This window comes from Lactobacillus sp. wkB8 (genome assembly GCF_000761135.1).
Lineage (GTDB): Bacteria > Bacillota > Bacilli > Lactobacillales > Lactobacillaceae > Lactobacillus > Lactobacillus helsingborgensis.
In genome coordinates this window covers 1239841-1260450 of sequence record NZ_CP009531.1, presented here as the reverse complement: position 1 = coordinate 1260450, position 20610 = coordinate 1239841, and the positions used below count along the sequence as shown (strand labels likewise).

The following is a 20610-nucleotide window of genomic DNA, read 5'->3' as shown; positions in this document are numbered from 1 at the left end:
GTAATGCCGGAAATGCCAGAAGTTGAGACTGTGAGACGGACACTTCTTCCTCTTATCAAAGGAAAGACAATCAAAGAAGTAACAGTCTGGTATCCAAAGATTATAACTGGTGATGCAAAAGAATTTAAGCAGCAGTTAGTTGGTAAAAAAATCACCACAATTGATCGTTATGCTAAATATTTGTTAATTCGGCTTAGCGGCAATTTAACAGTAGTGTCACATTTGCGCATGGAGGGTAAGTATCGTTTAGTTAAAATAAATACTAAAAAGGATAAACACGACCACGTGCAAATTGTTTTTAGTGATAATTCGGCATTGCGTTATAACGATGTGCGTAAGTTTGGGCGCATGCAGTTAATTAAAACGGGAACTGAAAAAGAAAAGACGGGTATTAGCAAATTAGGTGCAGAACCCAACTCAGCAGCTTTTACCGTTTCTTATTTACAAAATGGTTTAGCACGTAAAAAGAAAAATATTAAAAACACACTCCTTGACCAATCTGTTGTTGCAGGTTTGGGCAATATCTATGTTGACGAGGTTTTGTGGGAGACAAAAATTCACCCATTAAGTCAAGCCAATACCATTCCCGCAGAAAAAGTAGCACAATTGCACGATAATATTAATTCGTTAATAGAATTGGCAATTGCTGAACGAGGTACTACAATTCATACCTATCTGGATGCAAACGGTAAAACAGGAGGTTTTCAAAAAATGTTGCAGGTTTATGGTCATAAAGGTGAACCATGTGTGCGTTGTAGTACACCACTTGAAAAGATTAAAGTCAATGGACGAGGAACTACTTTTTGTCCTAAATGTCAGGTGATTTATAAATGACAATGATATTAGGCTTGACTGGTGGAATTGCAAGCGGTAAAAGCACCGCAGATGCTTTTTTTGAAAAAATGCAAGTTCCAGTAATTGATTGCGATCAAATAGCCCATGACATTTTAAAGACCGGTAATCAGGGATACGAAAAGGTTATCAAACAATTTGGCAGTGAAGTCTTAAATGCGGATAGTTCACTTAATCGTTCAAAGTTGGGTCAAATAGTTTTTAATGATGAAAAACAACTTGAAATTTTGAATGAAATTACTCATCCATTGATTTTTACAGAAATACAAGCTAAAATTGCGCTAAACAAGGCTAAGAAAAGCCCCATAATAGTTGTTGATGCTCCTGTTCTGTTTGAGTCAAATGGTCAAAAATATTGTGATCGGACTTTACTGATTGCTATACCAGAAAAATTGCAGCTAGAAAGACTAATGCAAAGAGATCACCTTAGTCAGGATGCAGCTTTAAAGCGCATCAATAGTCAAATGCCACTTAAGCAAAAGGAAAAATTGGCTGACTACGTGATTACTAATACTGGTTCAAAAAAAGACCTTGAGACTAAATTAGAAGAGTTGTTACTTGAAATCAAAGGGGAGGACTAAAATGGAATGTCCTAATTGTCATAAAAATGCATCAAAAGTAATTGATTCGCGTCCGAGTGATGAAAATCGTGCTATCAGACGTAGGCGCGAATGTGAAAACTGTGGCTTTCGTTTTACTACATTTGAACGTGTTGAAACCACGCCTTTATTAGTAATCAAAAATGACGGCACACGTGAGCCATTTAACAGAAAAAAGATTTTGCGTGGAGTGATGGCAGCTGGTCAAAAAAGACCAATCTCAAGTTCGCAATTTGAAGAATTAGTTGATCACGTAGAAAACAAAATCAGGCAGGAAGGAGTTAGTGAAATTTCTTCCAAAAAAATTGGTCAATTGGTAATGGATGAATTGGCTAAAATAGATGATGTGGCCTATATTCGATTTGCGTCAATTTACCGTGAGTTTAAAGATATGTCTAGTTTCATGAAAACTATGGAAGATATGATTGCCAGAAGAGAGAAAGGAAATTAATTATGTTTGAGACTAACAATCCCAAACAGCCTTTTTATATTACAAACAGAGTAGAGCTCTACCCAACAGATTTGCGTGTTTTAATTAAGCTATATCAGCCTTTAGTTGGTTCTTTGGCGGTGGCACTTTATTTAAGTCTGAATGAGGATTATTCTGCCCAAGCTATGCTGTCAGATTCACAGGGGATTTACCGTTTGCAAGAACAAGTTGACTGTGATATTAAAAAATTATTTGCGGCTCTGCACAAGATTGAGGCGGTGGGGTTAATCGAGACCCGACTACTTGACAATCAAATAATGGGCAAAATTCTATGTTTTGAACTTAAAAGTATCCCGTCCAGCAGTGAATTTTTTGGGACTGCGTTATTAGCAAGCTTATTAAAAGAAAAAGTGGGTATTACCGCTTTTCATAAATTAAGCCATGATTTTGCCCGGGAAACTAAACAAAATCAAAACTTTGTTAATGGTGTGAAAACAGCACCAAATATTTCCGCCTCGTTTATGGATGTCTTTCACTTACCAGACCAAGAAGCAATAGACCCTTCAATTGAGGTTAAAGAGGCTGCCCAAGAAAATAATATTGTTACCCGTAATACTGCCACTATCAATGAAAAGGGCCAGATTGACTGGGATTTTATGAAACAGCAATTTGAAATTTACCAGATTGCAGGCAGCGAAATTGACCAAAACAGAGAAGCAATTCGTGCAATTATGAGAACTTATGGTTTGTCCGAACAGGAATTTGTAGATGAAACACTGCCCTGTTTGCATGGTGATTATCATCTAAATATGAACCGGATTAAACAAGCTATTGCTAATAACATTCATGCAGCAACTACTCGGAGTCAGTTACAAAAAAAGACACGTGCAAAGGACAATTCTGAAGTAAAAAACGAGCACTTAAGTAATAGTGAACAAGAATTATTACAAAGCGCAAAAGCGAACTCACCGGCACAATTTTTGTATCAGCTTAAGACCAGCCGGAATGATTTTGTGGATGCTAGTGAATATCGCGTACTTGATAGTTTATATAATGAAAAAGGTATTTCAGCAGAACTACTCAATATCTTGACTTATGCCTGCTTGAAAAGTGGTCCTAATGTGTCTTTTCGTTTGGCAAATAAAATTTTACATGATTGGCTGCAGCACGGAGTAAAAACCGGTGGTCAAGCTTTGGAATATATGGACAATAGGAAAAAGGCCCAAGAGCAGAAAAGAAAGCAATATGGCAGTTATAGTTCGCGCAAGTCAATTGAAAAGGGCACGGATTGGACTGAAAATAAACCAAAAATAAATTCCGAAGTTTCTAGTGAAGAACTAAAAAAGTTTTTTGAGAATTTTGAAAATAAGAATGGCATGAAGTAGGTGAAATATATGCGACCCATTAAAAAATATATTGTTAAAGGACAATCAGGTAATGCTGAGGAGCAAAGCCCTGAAGCTATTAAACAAAGGGTACTGGCTGAACCTAAGGTGCAAAACTTTATCGCGCAGCATCAAGATCAATTAAATGACAGCATTATTAATAAAAGTCTGCCCACTCTTTACGGCTATTATCTGAGCCAGCATAAAAAAGATCCTGTCACCAGGGGCTATTATCCTGACTTGATAATGAATAAAAATGCCATCAGTTTGAAATTTGTGCCCGAAGACAGCAAGCTTATTCATGATAGAGAAATATATATCAAAAGACATTTGCGCCTGATTAATTTACCTGATGGGTTGCATGATGTTCGCCTAAGTCAGATTGAACTGACCCCGGAAAGAGCCGAAGTGATGACCCGCATTCAGCAATTCTTATCAAGATATGCTAAAGATGTTCATCAGAAGGGACTTTATTTATCGGGCAATTTTGGTATCGGCAAAACATATATATTGGCGGGACTTGCTAATCAAGTTGCTGCCATGGACAAGTATGTTGTTTTCTTGCATGTTCCGACATTTATTGCAGGTTTATCCAGTCATTTTAGTGATAATAGTGTTCAGGATGAAGTACAAAAAATTGCTAACGCTGATTTTTTAATACTAGATGATATTGGAGCTGAAAGTTTGAGTCAATGGTCGCGTGACGAGGTCTTGGCGGTAATTCTGCAGGCCAGAATGGATAATGTGCTGCCAACATTTTTCTCATCGAATTTTGCAATGAGCGATCTGGCAGATCATTTCAAAGAAACCAAAAATTCTATTGATCCTGTAAAAGCAGCGAGATTAATGGAAAGAATCAAGTCTTTGGCGACTGAAGTAGTAATTTCTGGACCAAATAGAAGACACCAATAAAAATATTTTGCTGTAAATCTATGAAAATAAACTTGCATTAAAAAATTATTGGGCTATAATTAACTGCAATGAATGAACATGTTGCTACGCACCACAGAGAGAGGGCAATATTCTGGAAGCTCCCATTAGCGTTTGCAACCCACTCATTCGTACCTAAAATTTTAAAATGGGTTAGATCCGTTAACAATCTACAACGAGATAGTCCAGATTTTTGGACTAAATTTTGGGTGGAACCACGTTAATTAACGTCCCAGTGCTTAATTGCACTGGGACTTTTTTTATTTCTTAAATTTTCGGAGGAAAAAATGAGTTTTTCAATTACATTGCCTGATGGCTCAAAAAAAGATTTTACTGAGGCAGTCACAGTTTCAGAACTAGCACATGGTATTGCTACATCTCTAGGTAAAGTAGCTCTTGGAGCAAAAGTAAATGGTCAAATTGTTGGTTTAGATTACAAATTAGACCAAGATGCCAGTGTTGCTATTATTACTGATAGGGATGAAGCTGGTCTAGATATTTTAAGAGCAACAGTAGCCTTTGTTTTTGAAGCAGTTGCGCAGAAAGCATATCCAGAGATTCACTTTGGTGAGCACGCAGCAGATGATGATGGTTTTTATGTTGACACTGACAAAGAAAATCAAATCAAAGTTAGTGAACTGCCGGAACTTGAAAAAGCAATCAAAAAAGTAATCAAAGCAGGAGATAAGATTGAATCTTCTTTTCTGCCAAAAGCTGAGCTTGCCGAAATTTTTAAGAATGACCCGTATAAGAGTGCGTTGCTAAAAGATGAAAAAGACGATCAAGTGCATGTCTTTAAATTAGGTGATTTTGTTGATTTTGGCTTTGAAGCCCTATTGCCAAATACGGGCAAAATTAAACAATTTAAGTTATTATCGGTTGCCGGTGCTTATTGGCAAGGTCAATCATCAAACCCAATGCTTCAAAGAATTTCCGGAACAGCGTTCTTTAAAAAAGCTGATTTAGATGCCGATATTAAGCGTCGTGAAGAAATTAAGGAACGTGATCACCGAACTATCGGACGCGACCTTGATTTATTCTTTGTTGATCCTAAGGTTGGAGCTGGTTTACCTTATTGGATGCCAAAAGGAGCCACAATTCGCCGAGTAGTTGAACGCTATATTATCGACAAAGAAGTGGCTGATGGTTACCAACATGTATATACTCCAGTTTTAATGAATGTTGACGCATACAAGACATCTGGACACTGGGCACATTATCGTGACGATATGTTTCCACCAATGGATATGGGTGATGGAGAAATGCTTGAACTGCGCCCAATGAATTGTCCGTCACATATTCAAATTTACAAGCACCATATCCGTTCATACCGTGAACTGCCAATTAGAATTGCAGAGCTGGGTATGATGCACAGATATGAAAAATCGGGTGCGTTATCAGGTTTGCAACGTGTACGGGAAATGACTTTAAATGATGGTCATACCTTTGTCACGTTGGACCAAGTACAGAGTGAATTTTCTAAGATTTTGACTTTGATTTTAGACGTTTACAAAGACTTTGATATCACGGATTACTACTTCAGACTTTCATACCGTGATCCAAAGAATACTAAAAAGTATTTTGCTAATGACGAGATGTGGGAAAGAAGTCAGGCAATGCTGAAGAAGGCAATGGACGACATGGGTCTTGACTATGTCGAAGCTGAAGGTGAAGCTGCCTTTTACGGCCCTAAACTTGATATTCAGACTAAGACGGCGTTAGGTGCTGATGAAACTATGTCCACAATCCAGTTGGACTTTATGCTTCCAGAACGCTTTAACTTAAGTTATGTAGGTCAAGATGGTGAAGAACATCGTCCAGTTATGATTCACCGCGGTATTGTCGGTACTATGGAGCGTTTCATTGCTTACCTGATTGAAATTTACAAGGGTGCCTTTCCAACTTGGCTGGCGCCAGTTCAAGTAGAAGTGATCCCAGTTAACCTTGATGCCCATTCTGACTATGCTAAGAAAGTTCGCGATGAATTGAATAAGCGCGGCTTCAGAGCAGAAGCAGATTTACGTAACGAAAAATTAGGTTACAAAATACGTGAATCGCAAACTCAAAAAGTACCATACACTCTTGTTTTAGGTGATAAAGAGCTCAAGGACAATAGTGTCAACGTTCGTCGCTATGGTACAGAAGAAGAAGTGGCTAAGGACTTTAACGAATTCATTAACGAAATCGATCAAGATGTTAAATCATATTCACGTAAAGGATAAAAATTGTTATTTATAGAAAAGGCAAAATAATTTAATGGCTAAACCTTAAATGTAGAAACCGCTAAAATTTGCACGTCGAGTAACAAAATGTAGTGTTGACGGGATGCACTTTTGATTAATTAATCAATTGTTAAAAAAGCTTGGTTTAGATAGTTAAATTAAAACTGCTAAAAAGGAGCATATATATGTCAATGGTAGAATTTCGTGGCGTGCAGAAATTTTATGGCAAATTTCACGCGTTGCATAATATCAATTTGCAAATTGATCAGGGTGAAACAGTTGTCTTAATCGGGCCTTCCGGCTCAGGCAAAAGTACTCTAATTAGAACTATTAATCGTTTAGAGTCAATCCAAGGCGGAAAATTAATTGTTAATAACCAGGATTTGTCGAATCCCAAAACAGATTCAAATAGATTGCGTCAAGACGTGGGCATGGTTTTTCAGCATTTTAATCTTTACAAAAATAAAAATGTTTTAGAAAACGTAATGCTTGCTCCTCGAATTGTCAGTCATATACCTGAAGAAGAAAATAAAAAGCAGGCACTGCATTTACTTGATATGGTAGGAGTGGCTGATAAAGCACATAATATGCCAGCACAAATATCTGGTGGTCAAAAGCAGCGTGTGGCAATTGCACGGTCTTTAGCAATGCATCCCAAATTATTACTTTTTGATGAACCAACTTCAGCACTTGATCCTGAAATGATTGATGAAGTTTTACAAGTAATCAAAAAAATAACTTCGGCAAGTGATATGACCTCCCTGATTGTGACTCACGAGATGGGTTTTGCCAAAGAAGTAGCTAACCGCGTTATCTTCATGGATCAAGGTCAGATTGTTGAAGATGACGACAGCAAGTCTTTCTTTGAGCGGCCAAAAACTGACCGTGCCCAGCAATTCTTAAGTAAAATAATTACACATTAAGGAAGGGGCAAATATCATGAAAAAACTTGTTTGCTCAATCTCGTTGTTTTTAGGAATTTTTCTTTTGTCTGGTTGTGGCAATAAAGTCACTGACCAATCTGCTTTGAAAAATGTACATTCGACTAATACCATTACTTGGGCAGTTGAAGGTGACAAAAAACTATTTAGTTTAATAGATATTAGAGATGATAGAGAAAAAGGCTTTGATATCGATATGGCCAAAGCCATTACCAGAGAAATTTTAGGTCCAAAAGGTCAAGCTCATTTTACTCTTGCCACCTCCCAATCAAGAATACCCTTGTTGAAAAACGGCAATGTGGATGCAGTTATCGCAACTTTGACAATTACACCGGAACGGGCAAAAGTTATTAGCTTTTCTAAGCCGTACTTTCAGGCTGGTAAATCGTTTCTTGTACCTAAAGGATCAAAAATTAAAAAGCCAAGCGACCTGAACGGCAAAACTGTGATCGGTATTGTCGGCGATAATTCTGTTGAGGCAATAAAAAAAGTGGCTCCCAAAGCCAAAGTTGTTGCTATGCAAGACTATGGTCAAGCAGTCTCTGCTTTAAAGTCGCATCAAGGTGATGCTTTGACTAGTGATAACGGCATTTTATATGGTTTAGCAGCACAAAGTTCTGGAAGCCTTGAAGTAACCGGAGGAACCTATACTAAAGAGCCTTATGGTATTGCAGTAAATAAAAATCAAGGACCTTTTCATAAAGCCATAAATCAAGCAATTCATAAGATTCAAAAAAGCGGAGAATACAATCTCTTAATTAAAAAATGGTTCGGTCAGGTTCCTGGATTTAACTATAAGGAGATGTATATTAAATGATTCATATCTTCAATAATTTTAGTAGTCAATTATTTTCAGGATTTGGCTGGACTATCTTATCAAGCTTGTTAACTTTAATATTTAGTCTTATTTTCGGTATTTTATTAGCCTTATTGGAGGTTATTCCCAATAAACTTGCCAATAAAATTGGTCGAATTTACGTTGAAATCTTCCGCAATATTCCCTTACTAATCATCGTAATGTTTTTTTACTTAATAGTACCGAAATATTTTGTACAAATTGATGGTTTTACTGCTGGTACAATTGGTTTATTTCTCTACACTTCTGCGTTTATTGCTGAAATTATTCGCTCTGGTATACAATCGGTGTCTTCCGGTCAAATGGAAGGTGCACGGTCAACAGGTATGACTTATAAGCAGGCAATGCGCTATATAGTGTTGCCGCAAGCTTTTAAAATAGTTATTCCACCACTAGGCAATCAATTTGTCAATTTGATTAAAGACTCGTCAATTTTAGCTTTTGTTGCGGGTTTTGATTTAATGTATCAAGCAAACGCCATTGCTTCTGTTACTTTTGATACGATTAACAGTTATTTGGTAATAGGTGTTTTGTACTTGTTGATTACAATGCCACTGAGCTACTACATGCGGCATTTGGAAAAGAAATTGGCATAGGAGGCGAACTAAAATGCAAACATGGATTAATGCCTTATCTTGGTTAAACTTCGGTTTTCTGTTAAAAGGCTTAGCAGTCACATTATTTATTTCAGTTTTTGCAATTGTTTTAAGTTTCATTTTAGGGTCAATTCTCGGAATTATTCGCTATGCTAAACTTAAATTCATTTCAGCAATTGTTGGCTTTATTATTGACATCGTTAGAAATTTACCTTTGCTATTAATTATCTTTTTTACCTATTTTGGCTTGCCCAATATTGGTTTAAGACCCGGTGCAATTTTGTCAGCAATTATCGCGATGACAATTTTTGAATCCAGCATGATTGCTGAAATTGTGCGGTCTGGCATTCAGTCAGTAGCTATTGGTCAAATTGAAGGGGCAAGATCGACAGGCATGTCTTTTGTTCAAGCATTATGGCATGTGGTCTTGCCGCAGGCGTACCGGCACATGATACCTACTATTATTGGTCAGTTTGTCTCTTTAATTAAAGACACTTCCCTAGCAACTATTATTGTTGTTCCAGAACTGATGCAACACGCACAGGTAATATACGGTCAAAATGCTAATTATATTGTGCCGATGTTTGCCGCTTTAACATTGCTTTATTTTATTGTTTGCTTTACTTTATCTTTAATTGGTAATAAACTGAACAAAAAGTTAGCATAATTTTGCAATGAGATTTAAAATATATCTCGTTGACACAAATAGTAAATGCGAGTATAATCGTTTTAGTTGAGAACAAGAAGAAGCTTCCCGCTTCTCGCCTAAGTTAAGTAAACCTCTGGGCTGATCGATATTTTCTGTTGATTATGGGCGGGTAGAACTATACCCGTCTTTTTCTTGTCCTCAGATTAACATGGAGGTGAATGATTATTCCAAGGAATTTGATATTAAACGACCAAATTCGCGCACGCGAAGTTCGTTTAATTAATGAAGATGGTGAACAAGTTGGTGTTGTAACCAAGACTGAGGCTTTGCGCCAAGCAAGTGTTGCAAATTTAGATTTAGTTCTAATTTCGCCTAATGCCAAGCCACCTGTTGCTCGTATCATGGACTATGGTAAGTACCGTTTCCAGCAACAAAAGAAGGTTAAAGAATCTCGGAAAAAGTCTAAAACGGTCAGTGTTAAAGAAATTCGTTTGAGCCCAACGATTGAGGGTAACGATTTTAACACTAAATTAAAGCACGCGCGTAAGTTTATCACTAAAGAAGGTGCCAAAGTACGCGTTTCGATCAGGTTCAGAGGTCGAGCAATCACTCACAAGGAACTGGGTCGTGAAGTGTTGGAAAAAATGGCTGAAGCCACATCTGATATTGCTACTGTTACTAGCAAGCCTAAGATGGAAGGCCGTTCAATGTTCTTAATGCTCGCTCCGAAGAGTGACAAAAATAAATAGTTAATTTGGAGGAATTAGAAAATGCCAAAAATGAAAACCCACCGCGCTTCTGCAAAGCGTTTTAAGAGAACTGCTTCTGGTCAATTAAAGCGTCATCACGCTTTTACCGGCCACCGTTTCCACGGCAAGACTAAGAAACAACGTCGTCATTTGAGAAAGGCTGCAATGGTTTCACGCAGCGACTTGAAGCGCATCAAACAGATGCTCTCTCAAATGCGTTAATTAAACAAATAAAACGATATTTAGGAGGAATTTTAGATGCCAAGAGTTAAGGGTGGAACAGTTACACGTAAACGTCGTAAGAAGATTATGAAGCTTGCCAAGGGTTACCGTGGCGCAAAGCATATGCAATTTAAGGCTGCAAGTACTCAATTATTTGTATCTTACAGATATGCGTTCCGTGACAGAAGAAGACGTAAGAGCGACTTCAGAAAGTTATGGATTGCCAGAATTAATGCTGCAGCAAGACAAAATGATATTTCATATTCTAAGTTAATGCACGGCTTGAAATTAGCTGGTGTTGACATTAACCGTAAGATGTTAGCTGATATTGCTTATAACGATTCAAAGACCTTTGCGAAATTAGCAGAAACTGCTAAAAAGGCTTTAAATTAATTTGAAATGGCGCTTATGGCGCCGTTTTTTTATGTCAAAATTTAGCACTTGCAGCTAATAATTTGATATATTAAACTAGTGCAATAATAGATGAAAGGTAAATTGGATGTTATTCAGGCCACGCTATACTATTGATACGATTTATCATTTAGATCCAGATATGCTGCAGCAAATGAATATTAAAGCTGTATTTTCTGACTTAGATAATACTCTTTTAGCTTGGAATGAATTTGAAACTGCTCAAAAAATGGATAGCTTTAATAAAAAATTAGCACAAGCGCAAATTAAGTTGGTGGTAATTTCCAATAATAATGCTGAAAGGGTAGGGAAAGTTTTAAATCCCTATCACATTGATTTTGTTGCTAAATCTAAAAAGCCGTTACCATTTGCGATTAGTAAAAAAAGAAAATCAATGGGCTTAGAGAAAGGACAGGTAATGATGGTGGGAGATCAGTTAATTACCGATATTCAAGCTGGCAATTTAGCTGGTGTCAAATCTGTCTTGGTTGAGCCTCTTATTCAAACTGACAAATGGAATACCCGTATTAATCGTTTTTTTGAAAAAATTATTTTCTTTTTTCTCAACTTTTCGCACCCAGTTACATTTAAGGAGACGTTAAAAAATGGATGATCAAATTGTTTGTATTGGTTGTGGTGCTGTTCTTCAATCAGATAACCCGCAAGAAGCTGGTTATCTGCCAATTTCACGATTGCAACAGGCAATAGAAAGTGGAGATGAAGGCAACGATATTTACTGTCAGCGTTGCTTTCGGCTGCGTCATTATAATGAAATTATGCCTGTCAATGCCGATAATGATGACTTTTTAAAGCTCTTGAATTCTTTGGCTACAAAGAAGGCTTTGGTCGTCAATGTGGTTGATTTATTTGATTTTACTAATTCTTTATTGTCGTCACTTAAACGTTTTATTGGTGAAAATGATTTTATACTGGTGGGTAATAAATTTGACCTGTTTCCCGACAATTCCCTACAAAGCAAAATCAAGGATTGGATGAGACAAGAAGCTAATAGGGCAGGACTGTTTCCCAAAAAAATATTTTTAGTCAGCGCTAAAAACAAGAAAAATCTAACTGAGTTGATAACGTATTTAGATCAGAAATCACGTGAGCAAGATGTTTATTTTGTGGGAATGACCAATGTAGGAAAATCAACTCTTTTGAATGCGATTATTGACCAAATGGGGGATGTTAAAAATCTAATCACGACCTCACGTTTTCCGGGAACAACTTTAGCTAAAATTGAAATTCCTTTGGCAAATGGTCATTTTTTAATAGATACTCCCGGCATATTGACCCAAAATCAATTGGTTACACATTTGAATACCAAGGAATTAGCAGTGGTATCACCGCAAAAGCAGCTCAAGCCGGTAACGTTTCAGTTAAGCCCCGGTAATAGTCTCTTTCTAGCAGGTTTAGGGCGAGTAGACTTCTTAAAAGGTGAAAAAGCTAGTTTCACAGTTTATGCGGCTCGGGGTCTATACATTCACAGAACCAAGACGGCAAATGCTGATGCTTTTTATACCAAGCACATTGGTGAATTATTGAGTCCACCGACTAAAGAAGATAATTTGCCATCATTAAAGGGGCAGGAATATCATACTAGTAATAAAAGTGACTTGCTTTTTGGCGGAATCGGTTTTATCACAGTTCCTGCAAATTGTTTAGTTAAAATTTATACACCTGGTCAGATTGGCTTGGGAATTAGACGTGCGTTAATATAGAGGATATAATGATCGCTATTGCAAAAAATTATCAAAAAACACCTACAGTGGCTGTAGCTGAAGAAAAATTAGCACCCCAGAAAGGTCGTCAAATTGGTATTTTTGGTGGGACTTTTAACCCAATTCATATTGGTCATTTAATAGTGGCTGAACAAGTACTAACCAAATTGCATTTGGATGAAATTTGGTTTATTCCTACTAATTTGCCACCTTTAAAAGATGAGCCAATTGCGTCTGCGCAAGATCGTGCAAATATGCTTGAATTAGGAACTCAAGACAACCCTCGGTTTCAAGTGAAATTATTCGAATTATACCGTGGGGGCGTTTCCTATACGATTGACACTTTGAGATATTTGCATGAAACTCAACCCGAAAATCATTATTATTTAATTATGGGCAGTGATCAGGTTAATAATTTAAATGAATGGAAGGAACCAACCAAGCTAGCACAATTAGCTACACTGGTGGGAGTTCAAAGAGCAGGATATCCTCAAAAAGCAAAACTGCCAATGATTTGGGTTGATATTCCTGAAATTGAAGTTAGTTCTACACTAATTAGGCAGACAATTACAATTGGTGGTTCAATTAGGTATTTAGTACCTGATACAGTCAGAAATTATATTCAGAAAAAAGGTCTATATCATGAGTGATTTATTTTTTGAAAAAACCTATTCTCCTCTAAGCAGTGCTGAAATAATTGCTAGAGAGCAAAACAACATGACAGCTGACCGCTTTGAGCATTGCGTTGGTGTCAGTCAAACAGCAGTTAGATTGGCTGAACTTAATCATTATGATCAGGATAAAGCGGCTTTGGCGGGTTTTGTTCACGATTATGCCAAGCAGGTTCCTGTTTCTGAATACCGTGAAGTAATTAAAACTCAAGGTTTTGATCAAGATTTATTAAATTGGAACCGGAGCATTTGGCATGGAATTGTTGGTGTTTATTTTATTCAACGTGATTTAAAAATTAATGATGAGGAAATCTTAACGGCTGTAAGCAGACATACTACCGCTGACGTTGAGATGACAACTTTGGACAAAATTGTGTATATGGCAGATTTTATTGAACCCGGCAGATCATTTCCCGGAGTTGAAGAAGCGCGTAAGATAACTTATGCTAATCTTAATGAAGGTGTCGGTTACCAATTAGCACATACCCTTGAATTTTTAATTGAAAAAAGGAATAAGATTTATCCACGAACTTTAAATGCTTACAATGTTTGGAGTATAAAAAAATAAGGAGAAAAATGACTAGTAAAGAAATATTAAGTTTTACCTTAAAAGCAATTAGTGATCGTCACGGCGAAAATACAGCTGCTTTTGATATGCAAGGGCATAGTATTTTAGCTGATTATTATGTTGTCACCAGTGCCGGATCAAATAGACAGTTACATGCTATAGCTAATGCGATCATAGATGAAGCTCATAAAGCGGATTATTATGACTACCGCGTTGAGGGTACGAGCGAATCAAATTGGCTTTTACTTGATTTAGGTGATGTAGTAGTGAATGTTTTTACCGAAGAAGCCAGAGATTTTTATAATGTAGAAAAACTGTGGGCCAACGGTAAAAAATTGGAATTAGAGGAAGATTAACTGACCATGAGTGTTGTAGGGATCATCGCGGAATATAATCCCTTCCATAGCGGGCATGAATTTTTGATGAATCAGGCGCGCTATATAGCTGGAAATAAAGACCCAATAGTTGTGATCATGTCCGGTAACTATGTCCAACGAGGCGAAATGGCAATCATGGATAAATGGACTCGGGCGCAGGCTGCTCTTGAAAGCGGCGCTGACCTAGTATTCGAATTGCCGTTTTCAACTTCCGTTGAGCCAGCTGACTTGTTTGCTCTTGGCAGCATTGATCAACTAGCTAAAGTCGGGGTTACCGATCTAATCTTTGGTGTTGAAGATGCTACGCAAAACTTTGCTTATTTGGGGAGTAAAATTGCTGAAATACCTCAAAGTCACATGGATTTTAATGATTACAGTCAAACATACTCAACTCAGTATAATCAAATGGTGGCTCGTGAGGTTGGACATGAAGTAAATGAACCTAATGCTATTTTGGCACTGGCGTATGCTGTAGCTAATCATAATTTGGGTACACCGCTAGTTTTACACCCAATTAATCGTATTGGGGCAGGACATGATGATGTTTTGCAAAATAACAAGGTTGTTCAAAGTGCCAGTGCAATTCGTAATTTAATTCTGCATAATGAAAATAATTGTACGTTAGAACAATGGCTGCCGAAAAAAGAGGTACAGCTGCTTTTTAAGCAAAAAGCTTATCCTAATTGGAATCTATTGTTTCCATTTCTTAAATATCGGCTTGAATCTTCTTCTTTAGAAGATTTGCACCAAGTTTACCAAATGAGCGAAGGACTTGAGTATAAAATGAAACATGAAATTCATAACGCACAATCGTTTACCGAATTTTTACGTATGATCAAGTCTAAAAGATATACTTATTCTCGTCTGCGCCGGCTTAGTCTGTATACGCTATTAAATGTGACTCAAGATGATATGATTAACAGCTTTAACCATGAATCGCTGCTCCTTTTAGGTTATAGCAAACTAGGACGAAAGTATCTTAAGAAAATTAGAAAAGATACGACTGCGGACGTGATTTCTAAAGTTGATCAAAAAAACACTAAAAGTGGATCGCTGAATTTGCAAATACGTGTTGATCGTTTCTTTGAACAACTGATGCAAGTTGATCAAAACTTTGGTCGTAAACCGCTGGAGGTTTAAAATGTTAACACTTAATTTTGCCCAGATTAAAAATAGTAAAGAGCCATTGACTCATATTGAGTGTGAGGTGCAACCAGAAAAAGAATTTCTAAAGCGTAGCCAGAATTTAGTTTATCAGGTAAAAAATATTAAGCTATCTGGCGCTGTCTTTTATAATCAGCCCTATGTTACAGGGAATTTCCACGTTGTAGCCCAGCTAGTTGTCCCTTCCAGTCGCAGTCTAGAACCGGTTGATTTCCAAGAAGACTTTCACTTTAGCGAGAATTATACTGATACTGATGTGGCAAAAGAGGAGAGTGCTGAAAGCGAGATTCCCATTGTCAAGGTAGAAAATGAAATTATTGATTTGCAAAAGGCGATTGAAGATAATATTTTATTACACATTCCGACAACGATTTTAACCAAAAAAGAGGAGCAGGAGAATCTTTATCCTCGAGGAAAAGGCTGGTCGGTAATTTCTGAAGATGATTTCGTTAAAGAGCAAAAAGAACAAGTTAATCCCGCTTTTGCTAAATTAAAAGATTTGTTTACGGAAAATAATAAAAACTTGAATAATGAAAATAAAAATAATTAAATAAGTTATGAGATCAGTATTGTTGAAATGCTGGTTTTTAATCTTGTTTTAAAAGCATTTTTAAAGTATGCTTTAATTGTTGATTAAGATATGAATTAAATAAACCGAAATTAAATTTTAAAAAAGGATGAACAAAAATGGCAAGAATATTAATTGTTGAAGATGAAAAGAATTTGGCTCGCTTCGTTGAATTGGAATTAAAGCATGAAAAATATGACACAGTTGTCGAAAGTAATGGCCGCAAGGCACTTGATCTAGCTTTAAAAGAAGATTTTGATGCAATTTTATTGGACTTGATGCTGCCTGATCTGAATGGGTTAGAAATTGCCCGGAGAGTGCGCCAAGTTAAAAGTACACCAATCATTATGATGACGGCTCGGGATTCAGTCATTGATCGAGTTTCTGGCCTTGATCATGGTGCCGATGATTATATTGTCAAGCCTTTTGCCATTGAAGAACTGCTAGCTCGTTTGCGTGCAGTTTTGCGTCGTGTCAAGATTGAAAAAGATGCTTCCGATGATTCAGTTGAGAAGAAAGTAGTTAAATTTAAAGACCTTACTATTGAAACTGCAAACAGAATTGTCCGTCGCGGTGATGGTAAAGCCGTTGACTTAACTAAACGTGAGTACAATTTGCTAATGACATTAATTAAGAATAAGAATAATGTTGTCAGCCGTGACCAGTTATTATCAAAGATTTGGGGCCCAGGTTCAAATATCGAAACAAACGTGGTAGAAGTGTATGTTCGTTATCTAAGAAACAAGATTGATGTTCCAGGTAAACAATCTTATATCAAGACGGTTCGTGGAACTGGGTATATGGTAAGAGATGAGGATGATGAAAAGAAATAAAAAGAAAAGCAAAAAAGAGACCAAACATTCGTCACTTGTTGTACGGTGGGTAAGCGTCGTTGCATTGACGATCATGGTCTCTTTTATTGTTTTTTCATTCATAATTTATTCATTCATTGGTCAACAATCAATGGGACAACAAAAAGAGACTTCAAATGAAATTGTTTCTAAACTCAATAGTACTTTGAATAGAATACCAACTCAATTAGAAATCTCTAATGTTGTACCCGCATTAACTCCCTCTACTAGAGAAGTTTTAAAGGGCAATCCGCCAATTAGTTCAGATCAGCCCAATAGGAGTGCTTTTAATGACGATCTTTTGTCGTCTTTAACTAATCGTGATCTAAACGTGGTAGTTTATAATCTGCGTAAAGAAGATGTTTTTGATAATGGCAGTGCAATTCCGCCTTTTAAAAAAATTAAAGGTGATCATCAGGTAGTTCATGTTTTTAAACATCGCCGTGAAGAATTGATTACATATCAAAAAGTTCGGTCGGCCCGTTCAGGCAAAGTCACTGGCTATATAGTTGTGGCAAACAAAATGACTTACTATAACGGGTTGATGAAGAATCTGCTTAAATGGATGGCGCGAATTTCTGTTGCTGCAATAATCTTTTTCACTTTAGTGGCGTTTATAATTGTCCGTGACATTGTGAAACCAATAAAAGAAATGTCGCACGTTGCTTTGGAAGTAAATGACGATCCTAATAGTAGTATCAGAATTAGAGATTTTCACCGGCACGATGAATTACAAGAATTAGCTGTTTCCTTTAATCAAATGCTTGATCGCATGCAGCGTTATATTGACCAGCAAAAAGAATTTGTCGGTGATGTTTCTCACGAACTTCGCACCCCAGTAGCTGTAATTGAGGGGCACTTAAGTATGCTAAAGCGCTGGGGAAAAGATGACCCGCAAATTTTAGATGAGTCAATCGATGCCTCACTGCAGGAAGCAAAGAGAATGCAGCACTTAATTCAAGAAATGTTGGATTTAACGCGTGCAGAACAAATTAATGTGCAGTATCCTTATGCAGTTACTAAAGTTTCTGAAGTCCTGAAACGTGTTGTTGGTGATATGTCACTAGTTCACAAAGATTTTACAATCAGATTAGACATGGACGATTTGCCAGCTGAGACAGAAATTCAGATTTACCAGGGACATTTAGAGCAGCTGCTGGTAATTTTAATAGATAACGGCGTTAAATACTCTACCGATCGTAAAGAAATGAATGTTTCAGCCGGATTATCCCAAGATGAGGTCCATATTATAGTCCAAGACTTTGGTGAAGGCATTTCAAAAGAAGAACAAGGCAAAATCTTTAATCGCTTTTATCGGGTTGACAAAGCACGCACTCGTGAAAAAGGCGGTAATGGTTTAGGTCTATCAATAGCTCAAAAGCTTGTAACCAGTTATCACGGTAACATAAGTGTCGACTCTGTTGAAGGTCAGGGAAGCCAATTTATCATGGTCTTTCCTGCACTGTCTGAGTCCCAGGCAAAAAAACTACGCCAGCGCGAAGAAAATGAACAAGGCTCAAAAGAGCAAAAAGAATAACAAAAAGACCTTTAAGTCGATGATCACGACTTAAAGGTCTTTTGATTAGCGCTCATAATTATGGACGTTTTTGCTGTTTGCCTTTATTACGATTGCGGAGATTTTCATGTAATACTTTAGTCTGTTCAGATTGAGCCGGATTAGCAGCTTGATTATTAATTAATTCAGCGACTTTCTCTTTAGTAACGACTTGGGTCATAGGTTCCCGTTTTAATTCTTCATCAACCTCTTTTTTAACTTTGGGCATGATAATAAATGTTACAATCAATTGCTGAATAACGGAAAAGAAGTTTCCGGCTGCCCAGTATAAGGTAACCGAGCCTGAAACAGATAGGCAAATAAAGAGAGTCATAATGGGATTCATTAAAATCATTGACTGCATTTGCTTTTTCTGTTCTTTAGGGATGCCCACTAAGGAAATATAGCCTTGCAAGAAAGCAAAGATTGTTGCAAAAATCGTTACTAAAACCGATCTGTTACTCAATGAAATTCCAAAAAAGCTTGAACTGGCTAATGTGTTGGAATACATTACAGCATCATAAATTCCCAGCATGATTGGGAATTGGATAATTAACGGTAGGCAACCCATTCCACCGGTTAAAGAAATGTTGTTTTGGGAATAAAGCTGACGTTGCCACCCTGCCACGGTCATTTGTTGCTCCTGAGTCAAGTCTTTGCGTTTCATCGTCTCCTGGATCAACTTCATCTGCGGTTGCAGTCTTGCCATCTTTTCTTGTTGTGTTGTGGCTTTTCTTTGCTGGTTAAGCATTAGCGGTAAAAGTACCATTCTGACTACGAAGGTCATCAGGATAATAGCCCAACCTGCACCATTTTCCCCACCTATAACGTGAGAAAAAAAGAGCATAATGTTTTGTAAAGGCTTACCGATAAACTTATAAATTGTGCCATAAAGAAAATCTGTAGGCGGCTTTCTGCCATTTTGAGCACATGCAGTAACAACTAACATTACCGCCAAACAAACTACAATTAATCCAATATATTTACGAAATTTTTTCATTCAATTCACCCAATTATTATTTTTTGCCAATAACTAATATAATACATGAAAACCACTCATTTTGGCTACATTTGACAGCTTTTCTTTTTTGATGTTTGATATTCTAGCAAACGGTGAAATGTTTTGGGGCAGTTCAGAGCAAAACTGATTGACTTGGTTTAAGCCCGCTTGCAAAGTAATTGTGACCGTTTCATCGCTATTATTACGGACATTGCCTGCAATCTTCATTTGCTGGGCCAAATTTAATACACTCCAGCGAAAGCCAACACCTTGAACAATGCCCGATACAGTTAGCTGCCAAGTCTCTGCGGAATTTTTTTGAGAAGTATTTTTGTTTTCCTGTTTGTGTCGCTTAAAAAATCCCATAATAGTCCTTTCTTACATTGCTTTCTTGATTTTAACATTTTATTTGGTTGAAATTAAAACAATATATTAATTAATATGAAAGAAGCTGATTTGATGTCAAAAAAAATAAGTTCTGTCAATAATAATGTTATTAAGAATTTAGCTAAATTAAAGCAAAAAAAATACCGTGAAAAAACTGGTTTATATATGATTGAAGGCTTCCATCTTGTTGAAGAAGCATTAAAAGCTGGGGAAAAATTTATCTATCTTTTGGGTGCTGAAGAAGCCTTACTGCACTTGGCAAAAAAATTTTCTATTAATCTGGAAAGTAAAAATGTGCTTGAAATTAATACTCTCGTTGCCAGTCATCTTACAAGTACAAAAAATTCGCAGGATATTTTTATGATCCTCAAGATTTCACAACCACAAAATTATCATTTTAATTTCGGTAAATGGGTTCTACTGGATCATCTGGCTGACCCCGGTAATGTGGGCACTATTGTCAGAACAGCTGATGCGGCAGGCTTTGATGGCGTTGTGCTTGCACCGGAAAGCGTTGATATTTATAATCCTAAAACTCAACGAGCAATGCAGGGCAGTCAATTCCATATTAATTTAATCATGGAAAATTTACCAACTGTTATAAAAGAAATGCAAGACAATGCAATTCCTGTGTATGCTAGTTTATTAGATCAAAATGCCAAACAGTTACCCGAGTTTGAAAAAGTACCGCAAGTAGGCATTGTTATTGGCAACGAAGCTCATGGTGTTACTACAGAAATAGCAAAACTAAGTGATGAAAAGTTATATATTCCTATCAAGGGCCAAGCCGAGTCATTAAATGCGGCAGTCGCAGCAGGGATAATCATTTATTACTTCTCCTAGACGATTATACTTGTTTTTAGTAAGTATATTTAATATAATAAAAGACGAAATAAACACTTTGTT

The 20610-nt window shown here is 36.9% G+C and carries 25 protein-coding genes and 1 other annotated feature; of the genes, 23 read left to right on the top strand and 2 right to left on the bottom strand.

The genetic code is table 11. The features are described from left to right. The first annotated feature begins 3 nt into the window (after positions 1-3). The 22 genes from mutM (at position 4) to LACWKB8_RS05785 (ending at position 18299) form a co-directional block, all read left to right on the top strand. Positions 4-834: a bifunctional DNA-formamidopyrimidine glycosylase/DNA-(apurinic or apyrimidinic site) lyase gene (gene mutM, locus LACWKB8_RS05890; protein ID WP_038523318.1), complete on the top strand. Its 831-nt coding sequence runs from the start codon at positions 4-6 to the stop codon at positions 832-834. After that, the gene (gene coaE, locus LACWKB8_RS05885; RefSeq protein WP_038523314.1) at positions 831-1433 is read left to right on the top strand and encodes a dephospho-CoA kinase; all 603 of its coding nucleotides are present in this window, start codon (positions 831-833) and stop codon (positions 1431-1433) included. The genes mutM and coaE overlap by 4 nt, the downstream gene beginning before the upstream one ends. A 1-nt stretch (position 1434) precedes the next feature. Next, positions 1435-1902, top strand: coding sequence for a transcriptional regulator NrdR (gene nrdR, locus LACWKB8_RS05880; protein WP_038523311.1), 468 nt, complete (start codon positions 1435-1437; stop codon positions 1900-1902). 2 nt (positions 1903-1904) lie between these two features. Next, on the top strand, positions 1905-3266 hold the full coding sequence (locus tag LACWKB8_RS09265; protein ID WP_038523308.1) for a DnaD domain protein: 1362 nt from the start codon (positions 1905-1907) through the stop codon (positions 3264-3266). A gap of 9 nt (positions 3267-3275) precedes the next feature. Continuing rightward, positions 3276-4178: a primosomal protein DnaI gene (gene dnaI / locus LACWKB8_RS09260; protein WP_038523305.1), complete on the top strand. Its 903-nt coding sequence runs from the start codon at positions 3276-3278 to the stop codon at positions 4176-4178. Positions 4179-4483: 305 nt separating this feature from the next. Next, a complete protein-coding gene (thrS, locus tag LACWKB8_RS05865) occupies positions 4484-6418 on the top strand; it encodes a threonine--tRNA ligase (protein WP_038523303.1) in 1935 nt (644 codons plus the stop codon). Positions 6419-6603: 185 nt separating this feature from the next. Then, on the top strand, positions 6604-7341 hold the full coding sequence (locus LACWKB8_RS05860; RefSeq protein ID WP_038523300.1) for an amino acid ABC transporter ATP-binding protein: 738 nt from the start codon (positions 6604-6606) through the stop codon (positions 7339-7341). Positions 7342-7357: 16 nt separating this feature from the next. Continuing rightward, positions 7358-8176, top strand: a complete 819-nt coding sequence (locus LACWKB8_RS05855) for a transporter substrate-binding domain-containing protein (protein WP_038523297.1) — start codon at positions 7358-7360, stop codon at positions 8174-8176. Then, a complete protein-coding gene (locus tag LACWKB8_RS05850) occupies positions 8173-8811 on the top strand; it encodes an amino acid ABC transporter permease (protein ID WP_038523294.1) in 639 nt (212 codons plus the stop codon). Before LACWKB8_RS05855 ends, LACWKB8_RS05850 begins: the two co-directional genes overlap by 4 nt. A 13-nt stretch (positions 8812-8824) precedes the next feature. Further along, a complete protein-coding gene (locus LACWKB8_RS05845) occupies positions 8825-9478 on the top strand; it encodes an amino acid ABC transporter permease (RefSeq protein WP_038523292.1) in 654 nt (217 codons plus the stop codon). A 68-nt stretch (positions 9479-9546) separates the two neighbouring features. Next, positions 9547-9659, top strand: a sequence feature (ribosomal protein L20 leader region). 19 nt (positions 9660-9678) lie between these two features. Then, a complete protein-coding gene (gene infC, locus LACWKB8_RS05840) occupies positions 9679-10209 on the top strand; it encodes a translation initiation factor IF-3 (protein ID WP_082229344.1) in 531 nt (176 codons plus the stop codon). Between the two features lie 21 nt (positions 10210-10230). After that, positions 10231-10431 (top strand): 50S ribosomal protein L35, encoded by a 201-nt coding sequence (gene rpmI / locus LACWKB8_RS05835; RefSeq protein ID WP_034980158.1) that lies wholly within the window; start codon positions 10231-10233, stop codon positions 10429-10431. A gap of 36 nt (positions 10432-10467) precedes the next feature. After that, positions 10468-10824, top strand: a complete 357-nt coding sequence (rplT, locus tag LACWKB8_RS05830) for a 50S ribosomal protein L20 (RefSeq protein WP_034980161.1) — start codon at positions 10468-10470, stop codon at positions 10822-10824. A 106-nt stretch (positions 10825-10930) separates the two neighbouring features. Continuing rightward, entirely contained in the window at positions 10931-11455 is a 525-nt protein-coding gene (locus tag LACWKB8_RS05825; RefSeq protein ID WP_038523286.1) for a YqeG family HAD IIIA-type phosphatase, read from the top strand. After that, complete coding sequence (gene yqeH, locus LACWKB8_RS05820) at positions 11448-12563, top strand: ribosome biogenesis GTPase YqeH (protein WP_038523283.1); 1116 nt, start codon at positions 11448-11450, stop codon at positions 12561-12563. Before LACWKB8_RS05825 ends, yqeH begins: the two co-directional genes overlap by 8 nt. A gap of 8 nt (positions 12564-12571) precedes the next feature. Continuing rightward, the gene (locus tag LACWKB8_RS05815; protein WP_038523280.1) at positions 12572-13213 is read left to right on the top strand and encodes a nicotinate-nucleotide adenylyltransferase; all 642 of its coding nucleotides are present in this window, start codon (positions 12572-12574) and stop codon (positions 13211-13213) included. Beyond that, positions 13206-13802, top strand: coding sequence for a bis(5'-nucleosyl)-tetraphosphatase (symmetrical) YqeK (gene yqeK, locus LACWKB8_RS05810; protein WP_038523277.1), 597 nt, complete (start codon positions 13206-13208; stop codon positions 13800-13802). The genes LACWKB8_RS05815 and yqeK overlap by 8 nt, the downstream gene beginning before the upstream one ends. Before the next feature lie 8 nt (positions 13803-13810). After that, positions 13811-14158, top strand: coding sequence for a ribosome silencing factor (gene rsfS, locus LACWKB8_RS05805; protein WP_038523274.1), 348 nt, complete (start codon positions 13811-13813; stop codon positions 14156-14158). A 6-nt stretch (positions 14159-14164) separates the two neighbouring features. Next, entirely contained in the window at positions 14165-15319 is a 1155-nt protein-coding gene (locus LACWKB8_RS05800; RefSeq protein WP_038523271.1) for a nucleotidyltransferase, read from the top strand. A 1-nt stretch (position 15320) separates the two neighbouring features. Next, complete coding sequence (locus tag LACWKB8_RS05795; protein ID WP_038523268.1) at positions 15321-15893, top strand: DUF177 domain-containing protein; 573 nt, start codon at positions 15321-15323, stop codon at positions 15891-15893. A gap of 137 nt (positions 15894-16030) precedes the next feature. Then, positions 16031-16744: a response regulator transcription factor gene (locus LACWKB8_RS05790; RefSeq protein ID WP_038523265.1), complete on the top strand. Its 714-nt coding sequence runs from the start codon at positions 16031-16033 to the stop codon at positions 16742-16744. Next, a complete protein-coding gene (locus tag LACWKB8_RS05785; RefSeq protein ID WP_207204681.1) occupies positions 16722-18299 on the top strand; it encodes a HAMP domain-containing histidine kinase in 1578 nt (525 codons plus the stop codon). Before LACWKB8_RS05790 ends, LACWKB8_RS05785 begins: the two co-directional genes overlap by 23 nt. A 58-nt stretch (positions 18300-18357) precedes the next feature. Here the strand turns inward: LACWKB8_RS05785 and yidC are convergent, their stop codons facing one another. Both yidC and LACWKB8_RS05775 read right to left on the bottom strand, forming a co-directional pair. Continuing rightward, on the bottom strand, positions 18358-19317 hold the full coding sequence (gene yidC / locus LACWKB8_RS05780) for a membrane protein insertase YidC (RefSeq protein WP_038523259.1): 960 nt from the start codon (positions 19315-19317) through the stop codon (positions 18358-18360). 33 nt (positions 19318-19350) lie between these two features. Further along, positions 19351-19683, bottom strand: a complete 333-nt coding sequence (locus LACWKB8_RS05775; RefSeq protein WP_052059663.1) for an acylphosphatase — start codon at positions 19681-19683, stop codon at positions 19351-19353. A 75-nt stretch (positions 19684-19758) separates the two neighbouring features. On the opposite strand from LACWKB8_RS05775, the gene LACWKB8_RS05770 reads away from it, so the two are divergent. Then, positions 19759-20547, top strand: coding sequence for an RNA methyltransferase (locus LACWKB8_RS05770; protein ID WP_242491924.1), 789 nt, complete (start codon positions 19759-19761; stop codon positions 20545-20547). Positions 20548-20610 lie beyond the last annotated feature (63 nt).